Genomic DNA, 18434 nt, shown 5'->3' with positions numbered 1-18434 from the left:
TTTGAAAATTGTGCGGGTTGCAGGTGTTTGCCCAGGCGGCGGACGGACCCTCTGTAGGGGTGGGCTTGTTTGCGAAAAATTCCAGGACACCGCGTTCAACCCATGAATGCGCGTTATCGTTGGCGATCTTCGCGAGCAAGCTCGCTCCTACAGAGGGTTGGATTTCAGATTGCGAAGGCATGTTGGGTTTGGCCCTGGTGATAACGCAATCGACTGGCCTGGCGCGCCGGTTTCAGAAAGCTCACCACCGCTTCGCGACTGTCCCGGCAGGCGGCCTTGTGCTCCATGTCCAGAAAATGCCCGGTGGCCTGGAGGGTGCTGAAGCTGCTGTTCGCCACGTATTGGCCGAACAACTGGGCATCCTCGGCGCTGGTGTATTCGTCCCATTCACCGTTCAGGAACAACACCGGCACGTCGATCTGCCGCGCCGCCTTGAGGTAGCACAGCCGGTCGCTGTGCAGCACTTGGCTGATGTGAAAGTGCATCTGCCCGTATTCGTGCTCGGCCAGGCTGCTCACGTGCTTGTAGTTGAAGCGCTTGAACAGTGACGGCAAGTGTTTGCCGATGGTGCTGTTGACCAAGTGGCCGACGCCGTGACGGTCGAGATTGCCCAGATAGTCGACGCCACGTTCGAGGTAGTCGCGCATGGGGGCGTTGATCACCGGGGAGAACGAGCTGATGACTGCCTTTTCCACGCGGCGGGGACGGTGGGCAAGGGCGATCAGGGCCGCGGCGCCGCCCCAGGAGAAGGACAGCACGTGTTCGGCGGCGAAGTGGTCGATGAGTTCCAGCAGGATCTGGCCTTCGACTTCCTTCGTCAGCATCTGCTCATGGCGGTTATGGATTTTGGAACGACCAGCGTAGGGCTGGTCGTACAACACCACATTGAATTGCGGGTACAGGCTTTTCACGGTTTGGGCGAAGGACGCCGTGGTGGCCATGGAGCCGTTGACCAGGATGATGGTCTTTTCCGCAGCGTCCGCGCGATAGAACTCCGTGTAAACCCGATACTGACCCTGTATATCCAACACAGCGATTTCTGGCCTCATGTCGTAAGACTCCTGGCAAGCGGGTAGGGCGCGCAGATCACTCTGCACGAGCTTTGTGACAGGTAGGCATACGCCTGGAAGAGGAGGGCCCATGTCGATCCGATGACGGCTGGCCGACGGGTGTTGTTATGGCGGGCTGTTTGCCTGGAGAGGCCCGTGGATCAAGCGCGGGCGGGGCAAAGTGTTTCTTGGAGGTTGTAGGCGACTCGCCAGTCACTCTGTGGCTGACGGTTTGATTCAAGCAGCAGACCGGGGATGTCGCAAGTCACCGAAATGGGTTTTGGCCTTCACCGGCCGAACGGTCGTCAGACCTGTCGGATCTCGTCGTCGGTCAACGCCCGGTACTGGCCGGGCGCAAGGGACGCATCCAGCGCCAGCGGCCCCATTCGTTCGCGGTGCAGGCCGATCACCTTGTTGTTGAAGTGCCCGAACATGCGTTTGACCTGGTGATAGCGCCCTTCGACGATGCTCAACCGCGCTCGGCGCGGCGCCAGCAGCTCCAGGTCGGCGGGTTGGGTGGTGAGGTCCTCGAAGGCGAAGTACAGGCCGGCGGCAAAGGTCGGTGCGTATTCGGGGCCGATATCCTGCTCCGTGTCGACGAGATACACCTTGGGCAACTTGGTCTGCGGTTGTGTCAGGCGGCGCGACCACTGGCCGTCGTTAGTGATCAGCATCAGGCCGGTGGTGTTGAAGTCCAGCCGCCCGGCGATATGCAGTTCGTCGATGTGCGGTTCATCCAGCAAGTCCAGCACCGTGGGGTGTTGCGGGTCGGACGTGGCGCTCACGCAGCCCTGGGGTTTGTGCAGCATGAAATACCGCGCCGGCTTGCCCGCCTGCAGCACTTCATCGTCGACGCACACGCGGCTGAACTCGCGCACCTCATGGCGCGGATCGCTGACCGCCAGGCCATCGACGCTCACCCGCCGCTCCACTAGCAGCAGGCGCACTTGCTGGCGATTGAAACGCGGCAGGTTGCTGAGGAAGCGATCAACGCGCATGACGAAGCTGCTCGTCAACCTGAGCGCAGCGCGGACACAGGCAGGCTTTGTTGCGCAGTTCGTCGGGCAGGGCTTCGAGCACCGCCGGGTCGATGGTGACGCTGTAGCACCAGCAGGCCTGATCGGCGGTACGAGGATCTGCCAGGGTGCAGTCGTTGCGGGCACCGCAGGCGGGGCAAAGGGTCGGTGTGGTCATGGGCGGTCGGGCAGGGCCTCGGAAGTCCCTGCACGATACAGCGCCGCTCAGTCCCGTTCCAGCACCGCGACCCGTTGCCCGGCGCCGATACCGCTGCCCGGCTGCACGGGAATCTCCCGCACCACGCCGGCGAACGGCGCCAGCACCGGAATCTCCATTTTCATCGACTCCAGAATCACCAGCACATCGCCGGCCGCGACACGCTGGCCTGTAGTCACCTGGACCTGCCACAGATTGCCCGCGATATGGCTGTCGATGCTGTATTCATTGGCCTGCAATGGCGTGTCATCGCCCAGCAGCGGGGCCGCTTCCTCACTATCGAAATGCGCCTGGCCACTGGCGATCCAGCGCTCGCGTTCGGCGTTGAAGGCATGCTGCTGCTGCGCCCGAAACGCATCGATACCCGCAGCTTCCCGCGCCAGGAAGGCCTGGTAATCCGCCAGGTTCAACACGCTGTCCTCGATGCTCAACGCAAAGCGGCCCAGGGGGAAATCCCGGCGAATGCGCACCAGCTCTTCGCTGCTCACCGGGTAGAAGCGGATCTGGTCGAAAAACCGCAACAGCCAAGGCTTGCCATCGAACGCTTCGACGGCCCGATAGCGGTTCCACATCTGCAACGTGCGCCCCACGAACTGATAGCCGCCGGGGCCTTCCATGCCATACACGCACAGGTACGCGCCGCCGATACCCACCGAGTTTTCGGCGGTCCAGGTGCGGGCCGGGTTGTATTTGGTGGTCACCAGGCGATGGCGCGGGTCCAGCGGCGTGGCCACCGGCGCACCGAGGTAGACGTCGCCCAGGCCCATCACCAGGTAGCTGGCGTCGAACACGGTGTGGCGCACTTCATCCAGGTTGGCCAGGTCGTTGATGCGGCGGATGAACTCCAGGTTGCTCGGGCACCAGGGCGCGTCTTTGCGCACGGTGGTCATGTATTTGTCGATGGCCAACTGGCACGCCGGATCGTCCCAGGACAGCGGCAAGTGCACAATGCGCGACGGCACTTGCAGATTGGGCGTGGCGCACACAGCGCTCCACTCGGCGGTGATCAGCGCCAGCAGATCGGCCAGGGGCAGTTGTTCGGGTTGATAGTGGATCTGCAGCGAGCGGATGCCGGGCGTCAGGTCGATCACGCCATGCAGCGCGCGGGCTTGGAGGGATTGCATCAGGGCATGGCCGCGAAAGCGCAGCACCAGGTCCAGTTCGGGGGCGCCGATTTCCAGCAGCAGGTGCGTATCGCCGGCCAATCGGGCAACCAGGCGGGTATCGTCCTGGCCGATATCCAACACCACCGGCGACGCGGGCCAATGTGGGAGCGGGCTTGCTCGCGATAGCATCACCTCGGTCCCCGGGTGGTCCCATTTCAACGCAAGTTCGCGGGCAGTCCTGAGGTCTACCGGTTCAAAGCGCAGCTTATCGCCGGCCTTGAGTTGCCCAAGTTGCCAGAGATCCGCCTCGATCACCGTCACCGGACACACGAACCCGCCCAGGCTCGGCCCGTCCGGTCCGAGGATCACCGGCATGTCCCCGGTGAAATCCACCGCACCGATGGCGTAGGGATTGTCGTGGATATTCGACGGGTGCAGCCCCGCTTCGCCGCCGTCCGTGCGCGCCCACACAGGCTTGGGCCCGATCAAGCGAACACCGGTGCGGCTGGAGTTGAAATGCACTTCCCACTGGGTGGCGAAGAAGGTGTCGATGTATTCGGGCTTGAAGTATTCCGGCGCGCCATGGGGACCGTAGATCACCCGCAGAGTACGCAGCGCCGCCAGCGGTTGCGCGATGCACTGCTGCCCGACGCTGACGTCCGTCAGCGGCGCCAGATGCAACACATCACCCGCCCGCAAGGCGCGACCGGCGTGCCCGCCGAACTGGCCGAGGGTGAAGGTGCTTTTGCTGCCCAGGTAATCCGGCACTTGCAGTCCGCCGCGCAGGCACAAGTAACTGCGTGCACCGGCGCCTGCGATAGTGCCCAGGCTCAAGGTGGCGCCCGCCGGGATCAGCAGCGCGGTGTTCATCGGCACCGCTTGATCGTTCAAGCGCAACGCAATTTCGGCGCCCGTCACGGCCACGACCGCGGCGCAATTGAAGCGCAGCAGTGGCCCGCTCATGGTGATTTCCAACGCGGCGGCGCCGTCGTCGTTGCCCAGCAGACGATTGCCCAGGCGCAGCGCGCGACTGTCCATCGGCCCCGACGGCGGTACGCCCACGGCCCAGTAACCCAGGCGGCCGGGATAGTCCTGCACACTGGTTTGCGTGCCTGCGCTGAGCACCTCGAATGTGTCGGCGACGTAGACCAGGTCTTCCAGGCAGCGCGTCCAGGGCCGGCCACTGGCGAAGGGCGCGGCGAGCAGGATCTGGCGCAGGTAGTCGCGGTTGGTTTCCACACCGTAGAGTTGGCTGTCGCTCAACGCCCGATGCAGGTCCAGGCGTGCCTGTTCGCGGGTGGGCGCCCAGGTGATCAGCTTGGCGATCATCGGGTCGAAGTACGGCGGGATTTCGCACCCGGCTTCCACCCACGTGTCGATCCGCAGGCCCTCGGCCAGCGGAAACTCCACGCAGGTCAACAGTCCCGGGCTCGGCTGGAAATCACGGCCCGGGTCTTCCGCATACAGGCGTGCCTGGATCGCGTGGCCCTGGGGCTTTATATCCAACTCGCTCAACGGCGGCATTTCCCCGGCCGCCAGTTGCACCATCCAGCGCACCAGGTCCACGCCCCACACTTGTTCGGTAACGCCGTGTTCCACCTGCAAGCGCGTGTTCACTTCGAGGAAATAGAAGCGACTGTCGGCGCTGTCGAAGATGAATTCCACAGTGCCGGCGCTGCGGTAATTGACCGCTTTGGCCAGGGTAATGGCCGCCGCACACAACGCATCGGCCATGCTTTCGGGCAGGTTCGGTGCCGGGGTTTCTTCGAGGACTTTCTGGTTGCGCCGCTGCACCGAGCAGTCGCGCACGCCGAGGGCGATGACTTCACCGTCACCGTCACCGAACACCTGCACTTCCAAGTGACGCGCGTGCTCGATGTACTTCTCGATAAACACGCCGGCATCGCTGAAGTTGTTCTGCCCCAGGCGCTTGACTGCCTCGAAGGACTCGCTCAACTGCGCGGCACTGCGGCACACGCGCATGCCGATACCGCCGCCGCCGGCGGTGCTCTTGAGCATCACCGGGTAGCCCACCTGGTCCGCCGCCAGCAATGCCGCGTCAAGGCTGTCGAGCAGTTCGGTGCCTTCCAGCAAGGGAATCCGATGTTGCTTGGCCAGGGCACGGGCGGTGTGCTTGAGGCCGAATACCCGCAGTTGTTCCGGCGTCGGCCCGACAAAGGCAATGCCCGCGTTCTCACAGGCTTCGGCGAAGGCAGCGTTTTCCGACAGAAACCCGTAGCCCGGATGAATCGCCTTGGCACCACAGGCCTTGGCAGTGGCGAGGATTTTTTCCACCGCCAGGTAAGTGCCGGCCGCCGCGCCTTCACCCAGGCTGTAGGCCTCGTCGGCTTGCTGGATATGCAGGCTGGCCGCATCGGCTTCGGCGTATACGGCGATGCCCTTGACGTGCAGCTCGCGCAAGGTGCGCAGGATGCGGCAGGCGATGGCGCCACGGTTGGCGATCAACAGTTTTTCGAACATGGCAAAACCCTGCGGGCCGTCCCGCAAAGTGAGGGAGCACTACGGTCGTCCGCAGTGCATGTCATGAGTGTGGGAGGACGCAAGACCCCTCCCACATGGTTCAGCGGTTTTGCAGGCACTGCCCGGCTCGGGCCTGGCAGAGTGCAAATAACCAACGGCGCAACCGCTTAATTTTCAGTTCCATACGAGTAACTCCGCAGGCGTCGGGTTATAGGCGTTGCATGGGTTGTTCAGTTGCGGGCAGTTGGAGATCAGTACGATCACGTCCATCTCCGCCCGCAGGTCGACGTACTTGCCGGGGGCGGAAATGCCGTCTTCGAAAGTCAGCCCGCCGTCGGCCGTGACCGGCACATTCATGAAGAAATTGATATTCGGGCCGATGTCGCCTTTGCCCAGGCGACCGTCATGGGCGCAGGCGCGCAGGTAGTTGTCGCGACAGCTGTGCATGTAGCGTTTTTCCAGGGCGTAGCGCACGGTGTTGCTCTCCTGGGCGCAGGCGCCGCCGAGGGTGTCGTGGCGCCCGCAGGTGTCTGCGACGATGGTCAGCATTGGCTGGCCGAGGTTGGAATACAGCACGCTGCCGGTGCCCAGGTACACGTTGTTCTGGCGGCGCAACGTGCGTTGTACGTCGTAGCGCTCACGCGGGTTTTTCACGCTGTAGAACAGCGTGTCCACCGCCTGGTTGCCCTCCAGGTCGAGGATGCGCAGGGTCTGGCCGGCCTTGACCTCCATCAGCCACGGCTCGCCGGCGGGAATGGTGGCGCGGTACACCGCCGTGTCGGGTTGTTTCAGTGCGATAGACATGGCAGCTCCTCAGGCGAACAGGCGGTCGGTGTTGATAAAGCCGCGCTCGTTTTCCGGGCGCGAAGTGCGGCAATGTTCGGCGACGCTCGGGTCGGCGTTCATCCAGCTCAGTTTCAGCGGTTGCGGGGCGTATTCGGGGTTGGGGTCCATCGGATGCTGCAGCGCGGTGAGCACCACCAGGGTGTCCATCGGCGCATAGAGTTCGATGTAGTCGCCGGCCTTGGAATTGCCCGGCACGAAGTGCAGGCCGCCGTTGTCGTCGACGCTGACTTTGCTGAACAGATTGAGGGTCATCAGCAGGTCGGACAGGCCCAGGCCCCACTTGCCCAATTCCACCAGCAGGTTGTCGGTGCCGTTGCGATAGAAACCGTTGCGCAGTTCCTGATAGCGACCCTGGCCGTACTTCTCGGCCACCTCGGTGGCGCACAGCACGCCACCGATGCTGTCACTCCAGCCACAGGTGTCGGCGGTGATGGCGGCCAGCACGCGGCCCATGTCCGAGTACAGGCAATGGCCGCGGGTGAGCTTGGCGGTGTGTTGGCATTTGAGGCTGTCGGGCAGGTTCAGGCGTTCGGTTTTTTCGTGGGCGTTGAGCAGGGTCAGGCTGACGTTGGCGCCACCGCGGATATCGGTGAGGCGCAGCAGTTGGCCGCGCTTGAGCACGAAGGAACGGTGGCCGCCGCCGGGCAGGGTTTCTTCGGCGAACGGCGGGAACAGTTGAGTCGAATCGGTCATTTGGAAGTCGCTCCAAGTTCGGCGGCGAGCGCCTTGCGACGCTCGCTGTTCAAAGGGATGTCGTAGGTGATACGGGCGCCATAGGCGCCGGGGGCGTGGGGGTCGACGCGGACCTTGTCGAACACCAGCAGGCGCGTGCCGAGGCTGAAGCCTTCGCTCAAGTCATGGGTGACCATGAACACCGTCAACCGGGTTTCGCGCCACAGTTCCAGCAGCAACTGGTGCATGTCTTTGCGAATGCCCGGGTCGAGGGCGCCGAAGGGTTCGTCCAGCAGCAATACGCGCGGTTTCATGATCAGGGCCTGGGCGATGGCCAGGCGTTGTTGCATGCCGCCGGAGAGCTGCGCCGGGTATTTGTCCAGCGCGTGGCCGAGGCCGACCTTGTGCAGCAGCACGGCAGCCTGTTCGCGGGCGGCCTTTTTGGCCTTGCCGAACAGCCGTCCCAGCCACGGCGAGCGCGGCAGTTCAAGGCCGAGGGCGACGTTATCCAGCACGGTCAAATGCGGGAACACCGAGTAGCGCTGGAACACCACGCCACGGCTGGCGTCCGGTTCGCCGGCCAAGGGTTGGCCGTCCAGCAGGATCGTGCCTTTGCTGGCGGTTTCCTGGCCCAGCAGCAGGCGCAGGAACGTCGACTTGCCGCAACCGGACGTGCCCACCAGCGTGCAGAATTCCCCCTCGGCCACGTGCAGGTTCAGGCCTTCCAGTACCACTTGGTCGCCATAGCGCTGCCACACATTGTTGACGCTGATAAAGCTCATGCCCGCGCTCCTTCGTACCAGGGGAACGCGCGCCGGGTCAGGGCCTTGAGGCCCCAGTCCATCAGCCAGGCGAGCAGGGTGATCCACACCACGTAGGGCAGGATCACGTCCATCGCCAGGTAGCGGCGCACCAGGAAGATCCGGTAGCCCAAACCGTCGGTCGAGGCGATGGCTTCGGCGGCGATCAGAAACAACCACGCCGAGCCGAGCATCAGCCGCAGCGAGATCAGCAGGCGCGGCAGCAATTGCGGAAGCACCACGCGCAGCATCAGGGTCCAGGTGGACGCGCCGAGGGTCTGCGCCTTCACCAGCAGCTCGACGGGGATTTCCCGCGCGCGCTGTTCCAGGTCACGGGCCAGGGCCGGGGTGATGCCGATCACGATCAGCATCACCTTGGACAATTCCCCTAGCCCGAACACGATGAACAGAATCGGCAGGATCGCCAGCGGCGGCACCATCGACAGCACCGTCAGCAATGGCGACAACGGCGCGCCGAACAGCGGCAGCGTACCGGCGGCGATGCCCAGGCACAGGCCTGCGAGGGCGCTGATACCGAGGCCGATGGCGAGACGGCGCAGGCTCGAGGCGCTGTCCTGCCACAGCACGTATTCGCCGGTGCGGGTGTCGGCATGCAATGCCAGGCGCTTTACCGCGTCAATCATTTGCCCGGCGCTGGGCAGCAGCTTGTCGTTGGGGTTGTCCGCCAGGCGCTCGGCCGAGCCCACGAAGTAGGCGAACAGCAGCAGGGCGAACGGCAGCAACACCAGCAACAGGCGGCTGGAGCGCTCCGGGTGACGGTTGATCAGGCGCATGGCCGGGTCCTCTTACAGCTTGCCGTCGGCGGCCATCTGCACGTAGCTGGGGTCGAACTGCAGCTTGAGGTTGGCCTTGTCGCCGCTGGTCACGCCGTTGGCGAAACTCATGCCCACGGCGCTGGTGTCCTTGGCGCCTTCACCCAACAGGCCATGTTGGAAGGAGAACTCGGCGACCTTGCGCATGGTGGCCGGCAATTGCGCGCTGGTGGCGAAGGCCAGGGCTTGCTGGGGCGTGGCGAACAACTTGGTGGTGTCCAGTTGCGATTGGAAGCCTTTGAGGTCGGTGCCGGAAGCCTTGGCCATGTGCTCGAGGGCTTCGGTGCTGGCGGCGCCTTTGGCGTTCATCAGTGCGACCACTTCAAACCAGGCGCCGGTCAGGGCTTTGCCCAGCTTGGGGTTGTCTTTGAGGGTCTGGGTGTTGACCACCATCATGTCCATGATTTCGCCGGGCACTTTGCTGGAGTCGAACACTTCGGTGACGCCGGGCTTGGCCTTGATCTCGGAGAGCATCGGGTTCCAGGTGGTCACGGCCTGCACCTGGTCGGTGTTGAAGGCAGCGGCAATGTCGGCGTCGGAGGTGTTGACCACTTTCAGGTCTTTTTCCGTCAGGTCCGCCGATTCCAGCGCGCGGGCCAGCAGGTAGTGGGACACCGACAGTTCCACTAGGTTGACGTTCATGCCCTTGAGGTCGGCCACGGTCTTGCCGGTGCCCTTGATGACCACTCCGTCGTTGCCGTTGGAGAAGTCGCTGACCACCAGCGCGGTGCTGTCCACGCCGCCGGCGGCGGGGATGGTCAGGGCGTCCATGTTGGTCATGGTGCAGCCGTCGAACTGGCCGGCGGTGTATTGGTTGATCGATTCGACGTAGTCGTTGAGCTGGACCATGTCGATGGTGATGCCGTACTTCTTGGCCCACTTGTCGAGGATGCCTTGGCTGCCGGCGTACTCCCAGGGCATCCAGCCGGCGTAGATCGTCCAGCACACGCTGAAGTGGTTTTTGCTGGCGGCCTGGGCCTGGAAGCTCAGCAGGGCGGCGAAGGCGGCGGCGAGCAGGGCGGGTAAACGGATTGAGGGCATAGGGCTTCTCCAGTTGATCAAGGGCGAGCAGGAGCAACGCGGCACCGTGAACGGTGGCTTGTCTCCCGGGCTTTTTTCCCGCCGTGTAACCTCAACTGGAGGTCGCCAACTCTCGGACCAGCCACTCGCGTTTCGCGAGCCGGAACCCTAGTCGGCCATTGCAAATTGTGGTGCCGCGAACCAGTGATGAATCCTGCACGCAAGAGGCAAAGCGAGAGTCGTGCCAAGTGGGGCGCGGGCTTGTAGCACGCGGGTTTGCGCCAAGGGTCCCACGCGCAGGCGCTGGCGGGTGCGTCGTGCTGGTGCGCCGTCGCACTGCAATGAAGCGCTCGGTTCGTCCGAAACAGATGTTTCAGCCTGTGTCGAAATCGCACCAGTTTCGCTTTTTGTTGTCAGATTTTTCGTCATTCAGTAAATGCTGAATGCCGCCCCCCAGCGTCGCTGGAGGTGCTCTTTCGCGGTCCAGGAGGCCGCCATGTATCGACGACTGCTGATCATCGCTTTACTCGGTCTGACCCTTTGCGCATGTGTGCCTTATTACGATGGAGGTGGGAGCTACTACCGTTCCGAGGTCTACACCTCACCGGCGCCGGTGTATTACTACGGCGGTGGCCCGGCGTATCAATATCGCCGCGACTACTACCCCGCGCCGCGTTATTACGCACCGGCACCCCGTTACTACCAGCCCGCACCGCGTTATTACCCGGCTGGCCCGCGTGCCGATTATCGGCCGTATCCGAATCAGGGTTGGGGCGATCGTTGGGGTAATGGCGGACGCGGTCATGGCGGCGACCATGGCGACCGTGGCGATGGCCGAGGCGGTCATCGCTGATCGGTCTGAAGACAAGCGGCGCACGAAGCGCCGCTTTTTTGTGCGCGTAAATCCTCAGTAGTCGGATAAATCCGCCAGCGGATGCCGACCTTCCCACGCCTTATTGAAGTGCGCGAGCACCACCGCCTCGGGAATCGTGTTGATATCCGGCCAATGCCAGTGGGGTGTCTGGTCCTTGTCGATCAACCGCGCGCGTACTCCTTCGCTGAATTCAGGGTGACGGCAGCAGTTCAGGCTCAAGGCGTATTCCATCTGGAACACTTCGGCCAGAGACAGGTGGCGGGCGCGTCGGATTTGTTCCCACACCAGGTGCGCGGTCAGCGGGCAGCCTTCGCTCAAGGTCTTGCCGGCGCGGCTGAACAGCGGGTCGGCGTGCTCACGCAACGGGCTCAAGGCACGCCAGGCACCCTGCACATCGCCCACATCCAGCCACGCGTCGATCTGCGCCCGGCGCGGCAGCCATTGGGCTTCGGGTTGCTGGTCGACAGCTTCCTGGGCCAGAGCCTTGAGCAAGCTGTTGAGCTGCATCGCGGTCTGTTCTTGCCAATTCAGTTGCAGCAGGCCGCCGAGGAGTTCGTCCTGCTGATCGTCACGCAGAAAACGGTCGGCCAGGCCCAGGTCCAGGGCATCCCGACCGTTGATGTGCGCACCGGTCAGGCCCAGGAACAGGCCGAGCTTGCCCGGCAGGCGCGACAAGAACCAACTGGCGCCCACATCCGGGTACAGGCCGATGCTGATTTCGGGCATGGCCAGGCGGCTGCTCGGCGTGACGATGCGCACCGACGCACTTTGCAACAGGCCCATGCCTCCGCCCAGCACATAACCGTGGCCCCAGCAGATCAGCGGCTTGGGATACGTGTGCAGGCGGTAGTCGAGGCGATATTCCGCAGCAAAGAATTGCGCGGCCAGGGCCGGCACGACACCCGGCTGTTCACGGCAGGCCAGGGCCAGGCTGCGCACTTCGCCACCGGCACAAAACGCCTTTGGCCCCTTGCCGCGCAGCAACACGCAGACGATGTTCGGGTCCTTGGCCCAGGCGTCCAGGCGGTCGCCCAGGGCCAGAATCATCGGCAACGAAAGGGCGTTGAGGGACTGTTCGGCGTCCAGGCTGGCGATGCCGATGCGGGCACCGTCGCTGCCGGTCAGCTCTTCGAAGTGCAGGTTCATCGTGACCTCAATCGAGAAAGGGAAGGATCAGTATGATCGTTTGCTGGGAAAGTGCCGGTGGTGTGTCAGATCAATTGACAAGCGGGGTCGGCTTTCCTAGGGTTCGCCTCATTCTTTTTTACAAGACAATTCAACTATGACCGACGGCGACCGTATCAAACTCGAACCCAGCTGGAAACACGCCCTGCGCGACGAGTTCGACAAGCCCTACATGGCCCAATTGCGCGAGTTCCTGCGCCAGGAACACGCCGCCGGCAAAGAGATCTACCCGCCCGGCCCGCTGATTTTCAATGCCCTCAACTCCACGCCGCTGGACAAGGTCAAAGTGGTGATTCTCGGCCAGGACCCCTACCACGGTCCCGGCCAGGCCCACGGCCTGTGCTTCTCGGTGCAACCCGGCGTGCCGGCGCCGCCGTCCCTGGTCAACATCTATAAAGAACTCAAGCGCGACCTGAACATCGACATCCCCAACCACGGTTACCTGCAAAGCTGGGCCGACCAGGGCGTGCTGATGCTCAACACCACCATGACCGTGGAGCGCGCCAACGCTAACGCCCATGCGGGCAAGGGCTGGCAGTTCTTTACCGATCGGATCATCGAAGTGGTCAGCGAACATCAGCCGCACCTGGTGTTCCTGCTGTGGGGCGCCCATGCCCAGAGCAAGCAGAAACTGATCGACGCCACCAAACACCTGGTGTTGACCTCGGTGCATCCGTCGCCGTTGTCGGCGTATCGCGGGTTTCTGGGCTGTGGGCATTTCAGTAGGACCAACAAGTTCCTGGAGCAGAATGGCGAGACGCCGATTGAATGGCGTCTACCGCCGCTCTAAGGCCCGGCACATTTTGAACGGTGCCGAAGATTCAGATTTTTTCTGGTTGATGGTTCCAGTGCCGGAACAGCGGCTCCGCCAAAAACAGCACAAACAACAAACGCATCACCTGCATTGCGGTCACCAGCGGCACCGACAGTTGCAGGGTCTCGGCGGTGAGGCTCATCTCGGCAATGCCGCCGGGCATCATGCCCAACGTCAGTGAGCGCAGGTCCAGGTGGGTCAGGGCGCTCAAACCCACCGCCGCCAACGTCGCCAGCGCCATGGTCAGGGCCGTGCCGATCAGGGTACGGCCCATGAACGAAGGCGCGCGACGGAAAAACTCTCGATTGAAGTGACACCCCAACCCGCTGCCGATCAGCCATTGGCCGATCTGGCTGCCGCCGTCGGGCAGGCCGATATGCAGGTCCCACACCACGCTGGCGGTGGCACTCACCAGCAACGGGCCGAACAACCACGGGTTGGGTTGACGCAAACGCTGCCAGCCCCAGGCCACCAACGCCCCAAGCGGAAACAGTACGGCCAGCCACGCCCAGCTCACGGGCGCCGGATGAAACTGCGGCGCGCCGCCCTCCAGCAGATACTTGAAGATCGCCGGCACACACAGCACCACCATCAGCACCCGCAAACTCTGGCCCGCCGCCACCCGACTGAGCACCGCGCCATTGCGCGCGCCGAGGTTGACCATCTCGCCGGAACCGCCCGGCATGCTGGAGAAAAACGCAGTGGCGCGGTCTTCACCGCTGCGCCGCATCAACCACACGCCGACCACACTCGACAGACTGGTCACCAGCGCGCCGATGAAGATCAAGCCGAAATGGCTCATCACTTGCTCGATCACCACCGGCGTGAAGTGCAGGCCGATGCCGATGCCCACCACCCATTGGCCGCATTTGCGCCCGCCGGGAATCTCGGCCAACTGCCAGGGCGTCAGGCAACGCACAAGGATGATCGCCAGCAACGCGCCGACCATGTACGGCAACGGCCAGCCGACGAGGCTGGCCAGGTAACCGCCGGCCAGACCGACCAGCGGTGTTCCCCACCACTGTCTGAAAGTGATTTCAGACATCGGCCACGGCACGACGCTGTTGAGCGCGTTTGCGCCAGATACGCAGCAGCGGTACAAACAGCATGATCGCCGTCAGCACCCAGACGCCAAAGGTGATCGGGCTCGACCACAGGATCTCCAGCGCACCGTTGGAAATCGACAGCGCACGGCGCAGGTTCTGCTCCATCAGGCCACCGAGGATGAAGCCCAGCAGCACCGGAGACAGCGGGAAGTCCAGTTTGCGCAGGATGTAGCCGAAGATGCCGATACCCACCATCAGGAACAGGTCGAAGGTGGTGGCGTGCACCGCGTACACCCCGATCGCAGTGATGATCGCGATCACCGGCACCAGCGCCCAGTTCGGCACGGCGAGGATGCGCGTGAAGATGCGGATCATCGGGATGTTGAGGATCACCAGCATGATGTTGGCGATGAACAACGAGGCGATCAGGCCCCAGACGAGGTCCGGTTGCTGTTGGAACAACAGCGGGCCTGGCGTGATGTTGTACAGCGACAGGGCGCCGATCATCACCGCCGTGGTGCCCGAACCCGGCACGCCCAGGGTCAGCATCGGCACCAGGGCACCGCAGGCTGACGCGCCGATGGCGGTTTCCGGTGCCGCCAGACCGCGCATGTCGCCTTGTCCGAATTTACCGCTGGCCCCGGCCAGGCGTTTCTCTGTCATGTAGGCCACGGCCGAAGCCAGGGTCGCGCCGGCACCGGGCAATACGCCCATGATGAAACCCAACAGCCCGCAACGGATGTTCACGACAAACACCGAAGACGCTTCCTTCAGGTTGAACATCATTCGTCCGGTGGCTTTGACCGCTTCCTGGCCACGGTGGGTTTTTTCCAGCAGCAACAGGATCTCGCTGATGGAGAACAGGCCCAACACCAGTACCACGAACTGGATGCCATCGGTGAGGTGGATGTTATCGCCGGTAAAGCGATAAACGCCGCTGTTGGCGTCGATGCCCACCGCCGAGAGGAACAGACCGATCAGCGCCGCGACAAAGGTCTTCAGCGGTTTGTCGCCGGCCATGCCGCCGAGGCAGACAATCGCGAACACCATCAGGACGAAATACTCCGCCGGTCCGAAGGCAATCGCCCATTTGGCCAGCAGCGGCGCAAACAGCACCATGCCGCAGGTGGCGATAAACGCACCGATGAACGAACTCCACGCCGACAGCGACAAGGCCACGCCGGCCAGGCCTTTGCGGGCCATCGGGTAGCCGTCGAGGGTGGTCATCACGGTGGACGCTTCGCCCGGAATGTTGAGCAGGATCGAGCTGATGCGCCCACCGTATTCGCAACCCAGGTATACGGCGGCCAGCAGGATCAGCGCCGACTCCGGCGGCAGGCCGAGGGCGAACGCGATGGGGATCAACAAGGCCACGCCGTTGATCGGACCCAGGCCCGGCAACAGGCCGACCACCGTGCCGATCAGGGTGCCGCACAACGCGGTCACCAGGTTGTAGGGGGACAGTGCAACGCCGAAGCCCTGGCCCAAATAGCCGAAAGTATCCATATCAGTTCTCCAGAACGTCGAGCAGGCCGAGGGGCAGCGGAACATCCATGGCTTTATCGAACAGCAGATAAAGACCGATGGCCATCAGGCTGACGATCACCACACTGGGCAACCAGCGACCGCCATACAGGCGCGCCATGGGGATGCCGATCAGCATGCTGCTGAGGATGAAACCCAGCGATTCAAAGGTCGCGGCGAACACGATCAACAGCGTTACGCAGATGCCGATCTTGACCAGGGTGGCGCGGTCCAGCGCGGGTTCTTCTTCGGTGTGCCGGGTCGGCTGCGGGCGGAACAGCATGTAGACCAGCGCCAGGCTCATCAGCCCGAGCATCAGCAGCGGGTAGGCGCGCGGCCCCACGGGTTCGTAGGAAAACGACGCCTGGTATGGCCAGGCCATCAAGGCCAGGGCTGCGCAGGCGAGCAACAGCACGGCGGCGAATATGCGTTGTGAGAGCATGTGGAACTCCTGGGCCACGCCCCTGATTTAAAAGGACGTGGCCGCGCGACAGAAGGGCGATTACTGGATCAGGCCGAACTCTTTGGCCAGCACTTTGTAGTCCGCCACCTGTTTTTTCACATAGGTGTCCAGTTCCGGACCGGTCATGGCGAACGGGAACAGCTCGCGCTGGTCACGCAGCTTGGCGAAGTCTTCGGAGGCCAGCAGTTTGTCGAAGGTGTCTTTCCACCAGGCGTAGTCGGCATCGCTGACTTTTGGCCCGAGGTAGAAGCCACGTACCACCGGCCAGACGATGTCGTAGCCTTGCTCTTTGGCGGTCGGGATGTCCTTCATTTCCGGCTCATCCAGACGCGCTTCGGAGAACACCGCCAACAGGCGCATGTCACCGCTGAGGATGTGCGGCATGGAGTCGGAGATGTCGGTGCTGCCCACCTGGATATGCCCGCCGAGCAGGGCGGTGGCGATTTCGCCGCCGCCTTCGAGGGCAACATAACGCAGCTCGCGCGGGTTGATCCCGGCGGCCTTGGCGATCAGCGCGGTTTGCATCCAATCCTGGCTGCCGACGGTGCCGCCGGAACCGATCACGACGCTGCCCGGATCTTTCTTCAGGGCTTTGACGAGATCGTCGAGGGTCTTGTAGGGCGAATCGGCTTTCACCGCGATGGCCCCGTAGCTGGTGCCGACCGCCGCCAGCCAGCGCACGGCGCTTTCATCGAAACGCCCGAACTTGCCCTGGGCCAGGTTCAGCAGCGAACCGCTGGACCAGGCCACCAGGGTGCCGCCGTCCGCCGGGCGCTGGGCGACCACCGCGTTGTAGGCCACCGCGCCCACGCCGCCGGGCATGTAGGTGACGCGCATCGGTTTGCTCAGCAGTTTCTCGTTGACCAGCGCGCTTTGCGCCAGTTTGCAGGTCAGGTCAAAACCACCGCCGGGGGAGGCCGGGGCGATGCATTCCGGGCGCTTGGGCTCGTCGGCGGCCAGCAGGTGGCCGGCAAACACCATGCAGCCGGCGGCGAGGGCGAATTTACGCAGTGAAAGGGTCATGGTTATCTCCGTCTTTATTGTTATGAGTGGCTATTACCAAAGCGCGACGCTGTAACTGACCAGCAGGCGCATTTCATCCGCGTCACGGGCTGAATAGTTGGAGCGATACGTCGCGTTGCGCAGGCGCACCGCCACATCCTTGAACGTGCCGCTTTGCACCACATACTTGATCTCGCTGTTGCGTTCCCACTCCTTGCCGGTTTCGCCGTTCTTGAGCTTGATGTTGTCACCCGAGAGGTAACGGCTCATGAACGTCAGGCCGGGAATGCCCAGCTTGGCGAAGTCGTAGTCGTAGCGCGCTTGCCAGGAGCGCTCTTCGGCGCCGGCAAAGTCGTTGATCTGCACGAAGTTGACCAGGTACGGGTCGCTGCCATCCACATACGGAAACGCACTGTCGCCGGACATATGCTGGTAGCTGGCGCTGAGCTTATGGCCGTTGAGGGCATAGCTGAAGAGGCCGTTGAGGGAGGTGTTGTCGATCTTGCCGCCACGGGCCGCGCCGGTGTCATCGCTGATCGCCAGGCGCAGGTCGGTGGCGAAGGTGCCGGGGCCCATCGGACGCGCGGCCACCAGGCCGAGGAAGTGCTGGCGGTACACGTCGTCGAGCTCGGCGAAGTGGTAGCTGCCGGTGATCTTGTCGGCGAATTTGTAGTCCACGCCGCCGAAGTTGAAATGCTTGCCGGTGGCACCACTGACGAAGCGGCTGTTCTTGTTGTTGAGGGCGATGTCCTCGTAGTTGGTGTCGTCGCGGTCTTTGGCTTTATCCAGGCGGCCGCCGGTGAACACCAGGTTCTTGAATTCTTTCGAGGTGACCAGGCCGCCGTTGAAGGTTTGCGGCAGGATGCGGCCGTCGTTGGGCTTGAGGATCGGCAACTCGGGGATCAGCGCGCCGATTTTCAGTTCGGTGGCGGAGATCTTCACCTTGCCGGTCAGGCCCAGCTTGGAATACTCGTTGGCGGCGCGACCATCGTCGTGGGTCGGCAGCAGGCCGGTACCGGTACGGTCGGGGCTGGAGTCGAGCTTGACCCCGAGCATGCCCAATGCATCCACGCCAAAGCCGACGGTACCGTCGGTGTAGCCCGATTGCAGGTTGAGCATGAAGCCCTGGGCCCATTCGTCGCGCTTGGATTGCTGGGCGCTGGTGCCGTCGCGAAAGTCGCGGTTGAAGTACATGTTGCGGGTTTCCAGGGTCGCGCTGCTGTCTTCGAAGAAGGCAGCCTGGCCAAGCGGCGAAAAACCGGCAAGGGCTGCGGCGCTGGCGAGGGCGGTGTGGGTCAGGCGGGAAAAACGTACAGGCATGCAAGCCTGGGGCTGTGTCGACAGCATCGTTGTGCACTCCGTTATTGTTCTTATTTTGACGAAAACGCTTCGAGGCGTTTTTCGGTCGCTACGGGTCAGGTAGCTGGGTGGGTATCAGCCACCGTTGCCGGATGCTAAAGGGCGAAGCTTTCACTAACCTTTCAGT

General features: G+C 63.2%; 17 protein-coding genes and 1 riboswitch. Of the genes, 2 read left to right on the top strand and 15 right to left on the bottom strand.

Annotated elements, in window-relative coordinates; all coding sequences use genetic code 11:
- Nucleotides 1-164: 164 nt before the first annotated feature.
- The 9 genes from BLR63_RS14850 to BLR63_RS14810 form a co-directional block, all read right to left on the bottom strand.
- Nucleotides 165-1049 carry an alpha/beta fold hydrolase gene (locus tag BLR63_RS14850; RefSeq protein ID WP_010563659.1) on the bottom strand — a complete coding sequence of 295 codons (885 nt, stop codon included), beginning with the start codon at nt 1047-1049 and terminating at the stop codon, nt 165-167.
- Between the two features lie 305 nt (nt 1050-1354).
- Nucleotides 1355-2047, bottom strand: coding sequence for a pseudouridine synthase (locus tag BLR63_RS14845; RefSeq protein WP_010563660.1), 693 nt, complete (start codon nt 2045-2047; stop codon nt 1355-1357).
- On the bottom strand, nt 2037-2243 hold the full coding sequence (locus tag BLR63_RS14840; protein ID WP_010563661.1) for a cysteine-rich CWC family protein: 207 nt from the start codon (nt 2241-2243) through the stop codon (nt 2037-2039). The genes BLR63_RS14845 and BLR63_RS14840 overlap by 11 nt, the downstream gene beginning before the upstream one ends.
- Nucleotides 2244-2290: 47 nt before the next feature.
- Nucleotides 2291-5869, bottom strand: a complete 3579-nt coding sequence (gene uca, locus BLR63_RS14835; protein WP_010563662.1) for an urea carboxylase — start codon at nt 5867-5869, stop codon at nt 2291-2293.
- A gap of 174 nt (nt 5870-6043) precedes the next feature.
- The gene (locus BLR63_RS14830; RefSeq protein ID WP_010563663.1) at nt 6044-6673 is read right to left on the bottom strand and encodes an urea amidolyase associated protein UAAP2; all 630 of its coding nucleotides are present in this window, start codon (nt 6671-6673) and stop codon (nt 6044-6046) included.
- A 9-nt stretch (nt 6674-6682) separates the two neighbouring features.
- Entirely contained in the window at nt 6683-7408 is a 726-nt protein-coding gene (locus BLR63_RS14825) for an urea amidolyase associated protein UAAP1 (RefSeq protein ID WP_010563664.1), read from the bottom strand.
- Nucleotides 7405-8169 carry an ABC transporter ATP-binding protein gene (locus BLR63_RS14820; RefSeq protein WP_010563665.1) on the bottom strand — a complete coding sequence of 255 codons (765 nt, stop codon included), beginning with the start codon at nt 8167-8169 and terminating at the stop codon, nt 7405-7407. The genes BLR63_RS14825 and BLR63_RS14820 overlap by 4 nt, the downstream gene beginning before the upstream one ends.
- Nucleotides 8166-8981: an ABC transporter permease gene (locus BLR63_RS14815; RefSeq protein WP_010563666.1), complete on the bottom strand. Its 816-nt coding sequence runs from the start codon at nt 8979-8981 to the stop codon at nt 8166-8168. Before BLR63_RS14815 ends, BLR63_RS14820 begins: the two co-directional genes overlap by 4 nt.
- 12 nt (nt 8982-8993) lie before the next feature.
- Nucleotides 8994-10061, bottom strand: a complete 1068-nt coding sequence (locus BLR63_RS14810; RefSeq protein WP_010563667.1) for a putative urea ABC transporter substrate-binding protein — start codon at nt 10059-10061, stop codon at nt 8994-8996.
- Between the two features lie 60 nt (nt 10062-10121).
- Nucleotides 10122-10223: riboswitch (guanidine-I (ykkC/yxkD leader) on the bottom strand.
- A 313-nt stretch (nt 10224-10536) separates the two neighbouring features.
- Between BLR63_RS14810 and BLR63_RS14805 the strand changes: the two genes are divergently transcribed.
- A complete protein-coding gene (locus tag BLR63_RS14805) occupies nt 10537-10893 on the top strand; it encodes a hypothetical protein (protein ID WP_010563668.1) in 357 nt (118 codons plus the stop codon).
- Nucleotides 10894-10947: 54 nt separating this feature from the next.
- Here BLR63_RS14805 and BLR63_RS14800 read toward each other — a convergent pair whose 3' ends face one another.
- Nucleotides 10948-12060, bottom strand: coding sequence for an enoyl-CoA hydratase/isomerase family protein (locus tag BLR63_RS14800; protein WP_010563669.1), 1113 nt, complete (start codon nt 12058-12060; stop codon nt 10948-10950).
- Nucleotides 12061-12196: 136 nt separating this feature from the next.
- Here BLR63_RS14800 and ung point away from each other — a divergent pair, with 136 nt between their 5' ends.
- Nucleotides 12197-12889, top strand: coding sequence for a uracil-DNA glycosylase (gene ung, locus BLR63_RS14795; RefSeq protein WP_010563670.1), 693 nt, complete (start codon nt 12197-12199; stop codon nt 12887-12889).
- Between the two features lie 31 nt (nt 12890-12920).
- Here ung and BLR63_RS14790 read toward each other — a convergent pair whose 3' ends face one another.
- From BLR63_RS14790 to BLR63_RS14770, 5 genes are read right to left on the bottom strand one after another with little or no spacing between them, the layout of a single operon-like run.
- A complete protein-coding gene (locus tag BLR63_RS14790; RefSeq protein ID WP_010563671.1) occupies nt 12921-13958 on the bottom strand; it encodes an AbrB family transcriptional regulator in 1038 nt (345 codons plus the stop codon).
- Nucleotides 13951-15465 carry a tripartite tricarboxylate transporter permease gene (locus BLR63_RS14785; RefSeq protein WP_010563672.1) on the bottom strand — a complete coding sequence of 505 codons (1515 nt, stop codon included), beginning with the start codon at nt 15463-15465 and terminating at the stop codon, nt 13951-13953. Before BLR63_RS14785 ends, BLR63_RS14790 begins: the two co-directional genes overlap by 8 nt.
- Nucleotide 15466: 1 nt before the next feature.
- Nucleotides 15467-15925 carry a tripartite tricarboxylate transporter TctB family protein gene (locus BLR63_RS14780; RefSeq protein WP_010563673.1) on the bottom strand — a complete coding sequence of 153 codons (459 nt, stop codon included), beginning with the start codon at nt 15923-15925 and terminating at the stop codon, nt 15467-15469.
- A gap of 60 nt (nt 15926-15985) precedes the next feature.
- Nucleotides 15986-16975, bottom strand: coding sequence for a Bug family tripartite tricarboxylate transporter substrate binding protein (locus BLR63_RS14775; protein ID WP_162097529.1), 990 nt, complete (start codon nt 16973-16975; stop codon nt 15986-15988).
- Nucleotides 16976-17002: 27 nt separating this feature from the next.
- Nucleotides 17003-18295, bottom strand: a complete 1293-nt coding sequence (locus BLR63_RS14770; protein WP_010563675.1) for an OprD family porin — start codon at nt 18293-18295, stop codon at nt 17003-17005.
- Between the last annotated feature and the right edge of the window lie 139 nt (nt 18296-18434).

The organism is Pseudomonas extremaustralis, from assembly GCF_900102035.1.
Taxonomy (GTDB): Bacteria; Pseudomonadota; Gammaproteobacteria; order Pseudomonadales; family Pseudomonadaceae; genus Aquipseudomonas; species Aquipseudomonas extremaustralis.
This window is presented reverse-complemented; position numbering and strand designations above follow the sequence as displayed.

Excerpts from the sequence above, each read along its gene's own strand:
- BLR63_RS14850 (WP_010563659.1), bottom strand. The coding sequence starts at position 1,049 with ATGAGGCCAGAAATCGCTGTGTTGGATATACAGGGTCAGTATCGGGTT.
- BLR63_RS14845 (WP_010563660.1), bottom strand. The coding sequence starts at position 2,047 with ATGCGCGTTGATCGCTTCCTCAGCAACCTGCCGCGTTTCAATCGCCAG.
- BLR63_RS14840 (WP_010563661.1), bottom strand. The coding sequence starts at position 2,243 with ATGACCACACCGACCCTTTGCCCCGCCTGCGGTGCCCGCAACGACTGC.
- uca (WP_010563662.1), bottom strand. The coding sequence starts at position 5,869 with ATGTTCGAAAAACTGTTGATCGCCAACCGTGGCGCCATCGCCTGCCGC.
- BLR63_RS14830 (WP_010563663.1), bottom strand. The coding sequence starts at position 6,673 with ATGTCTATCGCACTGAAACAACCCGACACGGCGGTGTACCGCGCCACC.
- BLR63_RS14825 (WP_010563664.1), bottom strand. The coding sequence starts at position 7,408 with ATGACCGATTCGACTCAACTGTTCCCGCCGTTCGCCGAAGAAACCCTG.
- BLR63_RS14820 (WP_010563665.1), bottom strand. The coding sequence starts at position 8,169 with ATGAGCTTTATCAGCGTCAACAATGTGTGGCAGCGCTATGGCGACCAA.
- BLR63_RS14815 (WP_010563666.1), bottom strand. The coding sequence starts at position 8,981 with ATGCGCCTGATCAACCGTCACCCGGAGCGCTCCAGCCGCCTGTTGCTG.
- BLR63_RS14810 (WP_010563667.1), bottom strand. The coding sequence starts at position 10,061 with ATGCCCTCAATCCGTTTACCCGCCCTGCTCGCCGCCGCCTTCGCCGCC.
- BLR63_RS14805 (WP_010563668.1), top strand. The coding sequence starts at position 10,537 with ATGTATCGACGACTGCTGATCATCGCTTTACTCGGTCTGACCCTTTGC.
- BLR63_RS14800 (WP_010563669.1), bottom strand. The coding sequence starts at position 12,060 with ATGAACCTGCACTTCGAAGAGCTGACCGGCAGCGACGGTGCCCGCATC.
- ung (WP_010563670.1), top strand. The coding sequence starts at position 12,197 with ATGACCGACGGCGACCGTATCAAACTCGAACCCAGCTGGAAACACGCC.
- BLR63_RS14790 (WP_010563671.1), bottom strand. The coding sequence starts at position 13,958 with ATGTCTGAAATCACTTTCAGACAGTGGTGGGGAACACCGCTGGTCGGT.
- BLR63_RS14785 (WP_010563672.1), bottom strand. The coding sequence starts at position 15,465 with ATGGATACTTTCGGCTATTTGGGCCAGGGCTTCGGCGTTGCACTGTCC.
- BLR63_RS14780 (WP_010563673.1), bottom strand. The coding sequence starts at position 15,925 with ATGCTCTCACAACGCATATTCGCCGCCGTGCTGTTGCTCGCCTGCGCA.
- BLR63_RS14770 (WP_010563675.1), bottom strand. The coding sequence starts at position 18,295 with ATGCTGTCGACACAGCCCCAGGCTTGCATGCCTGTACGTTTTTCCCGC.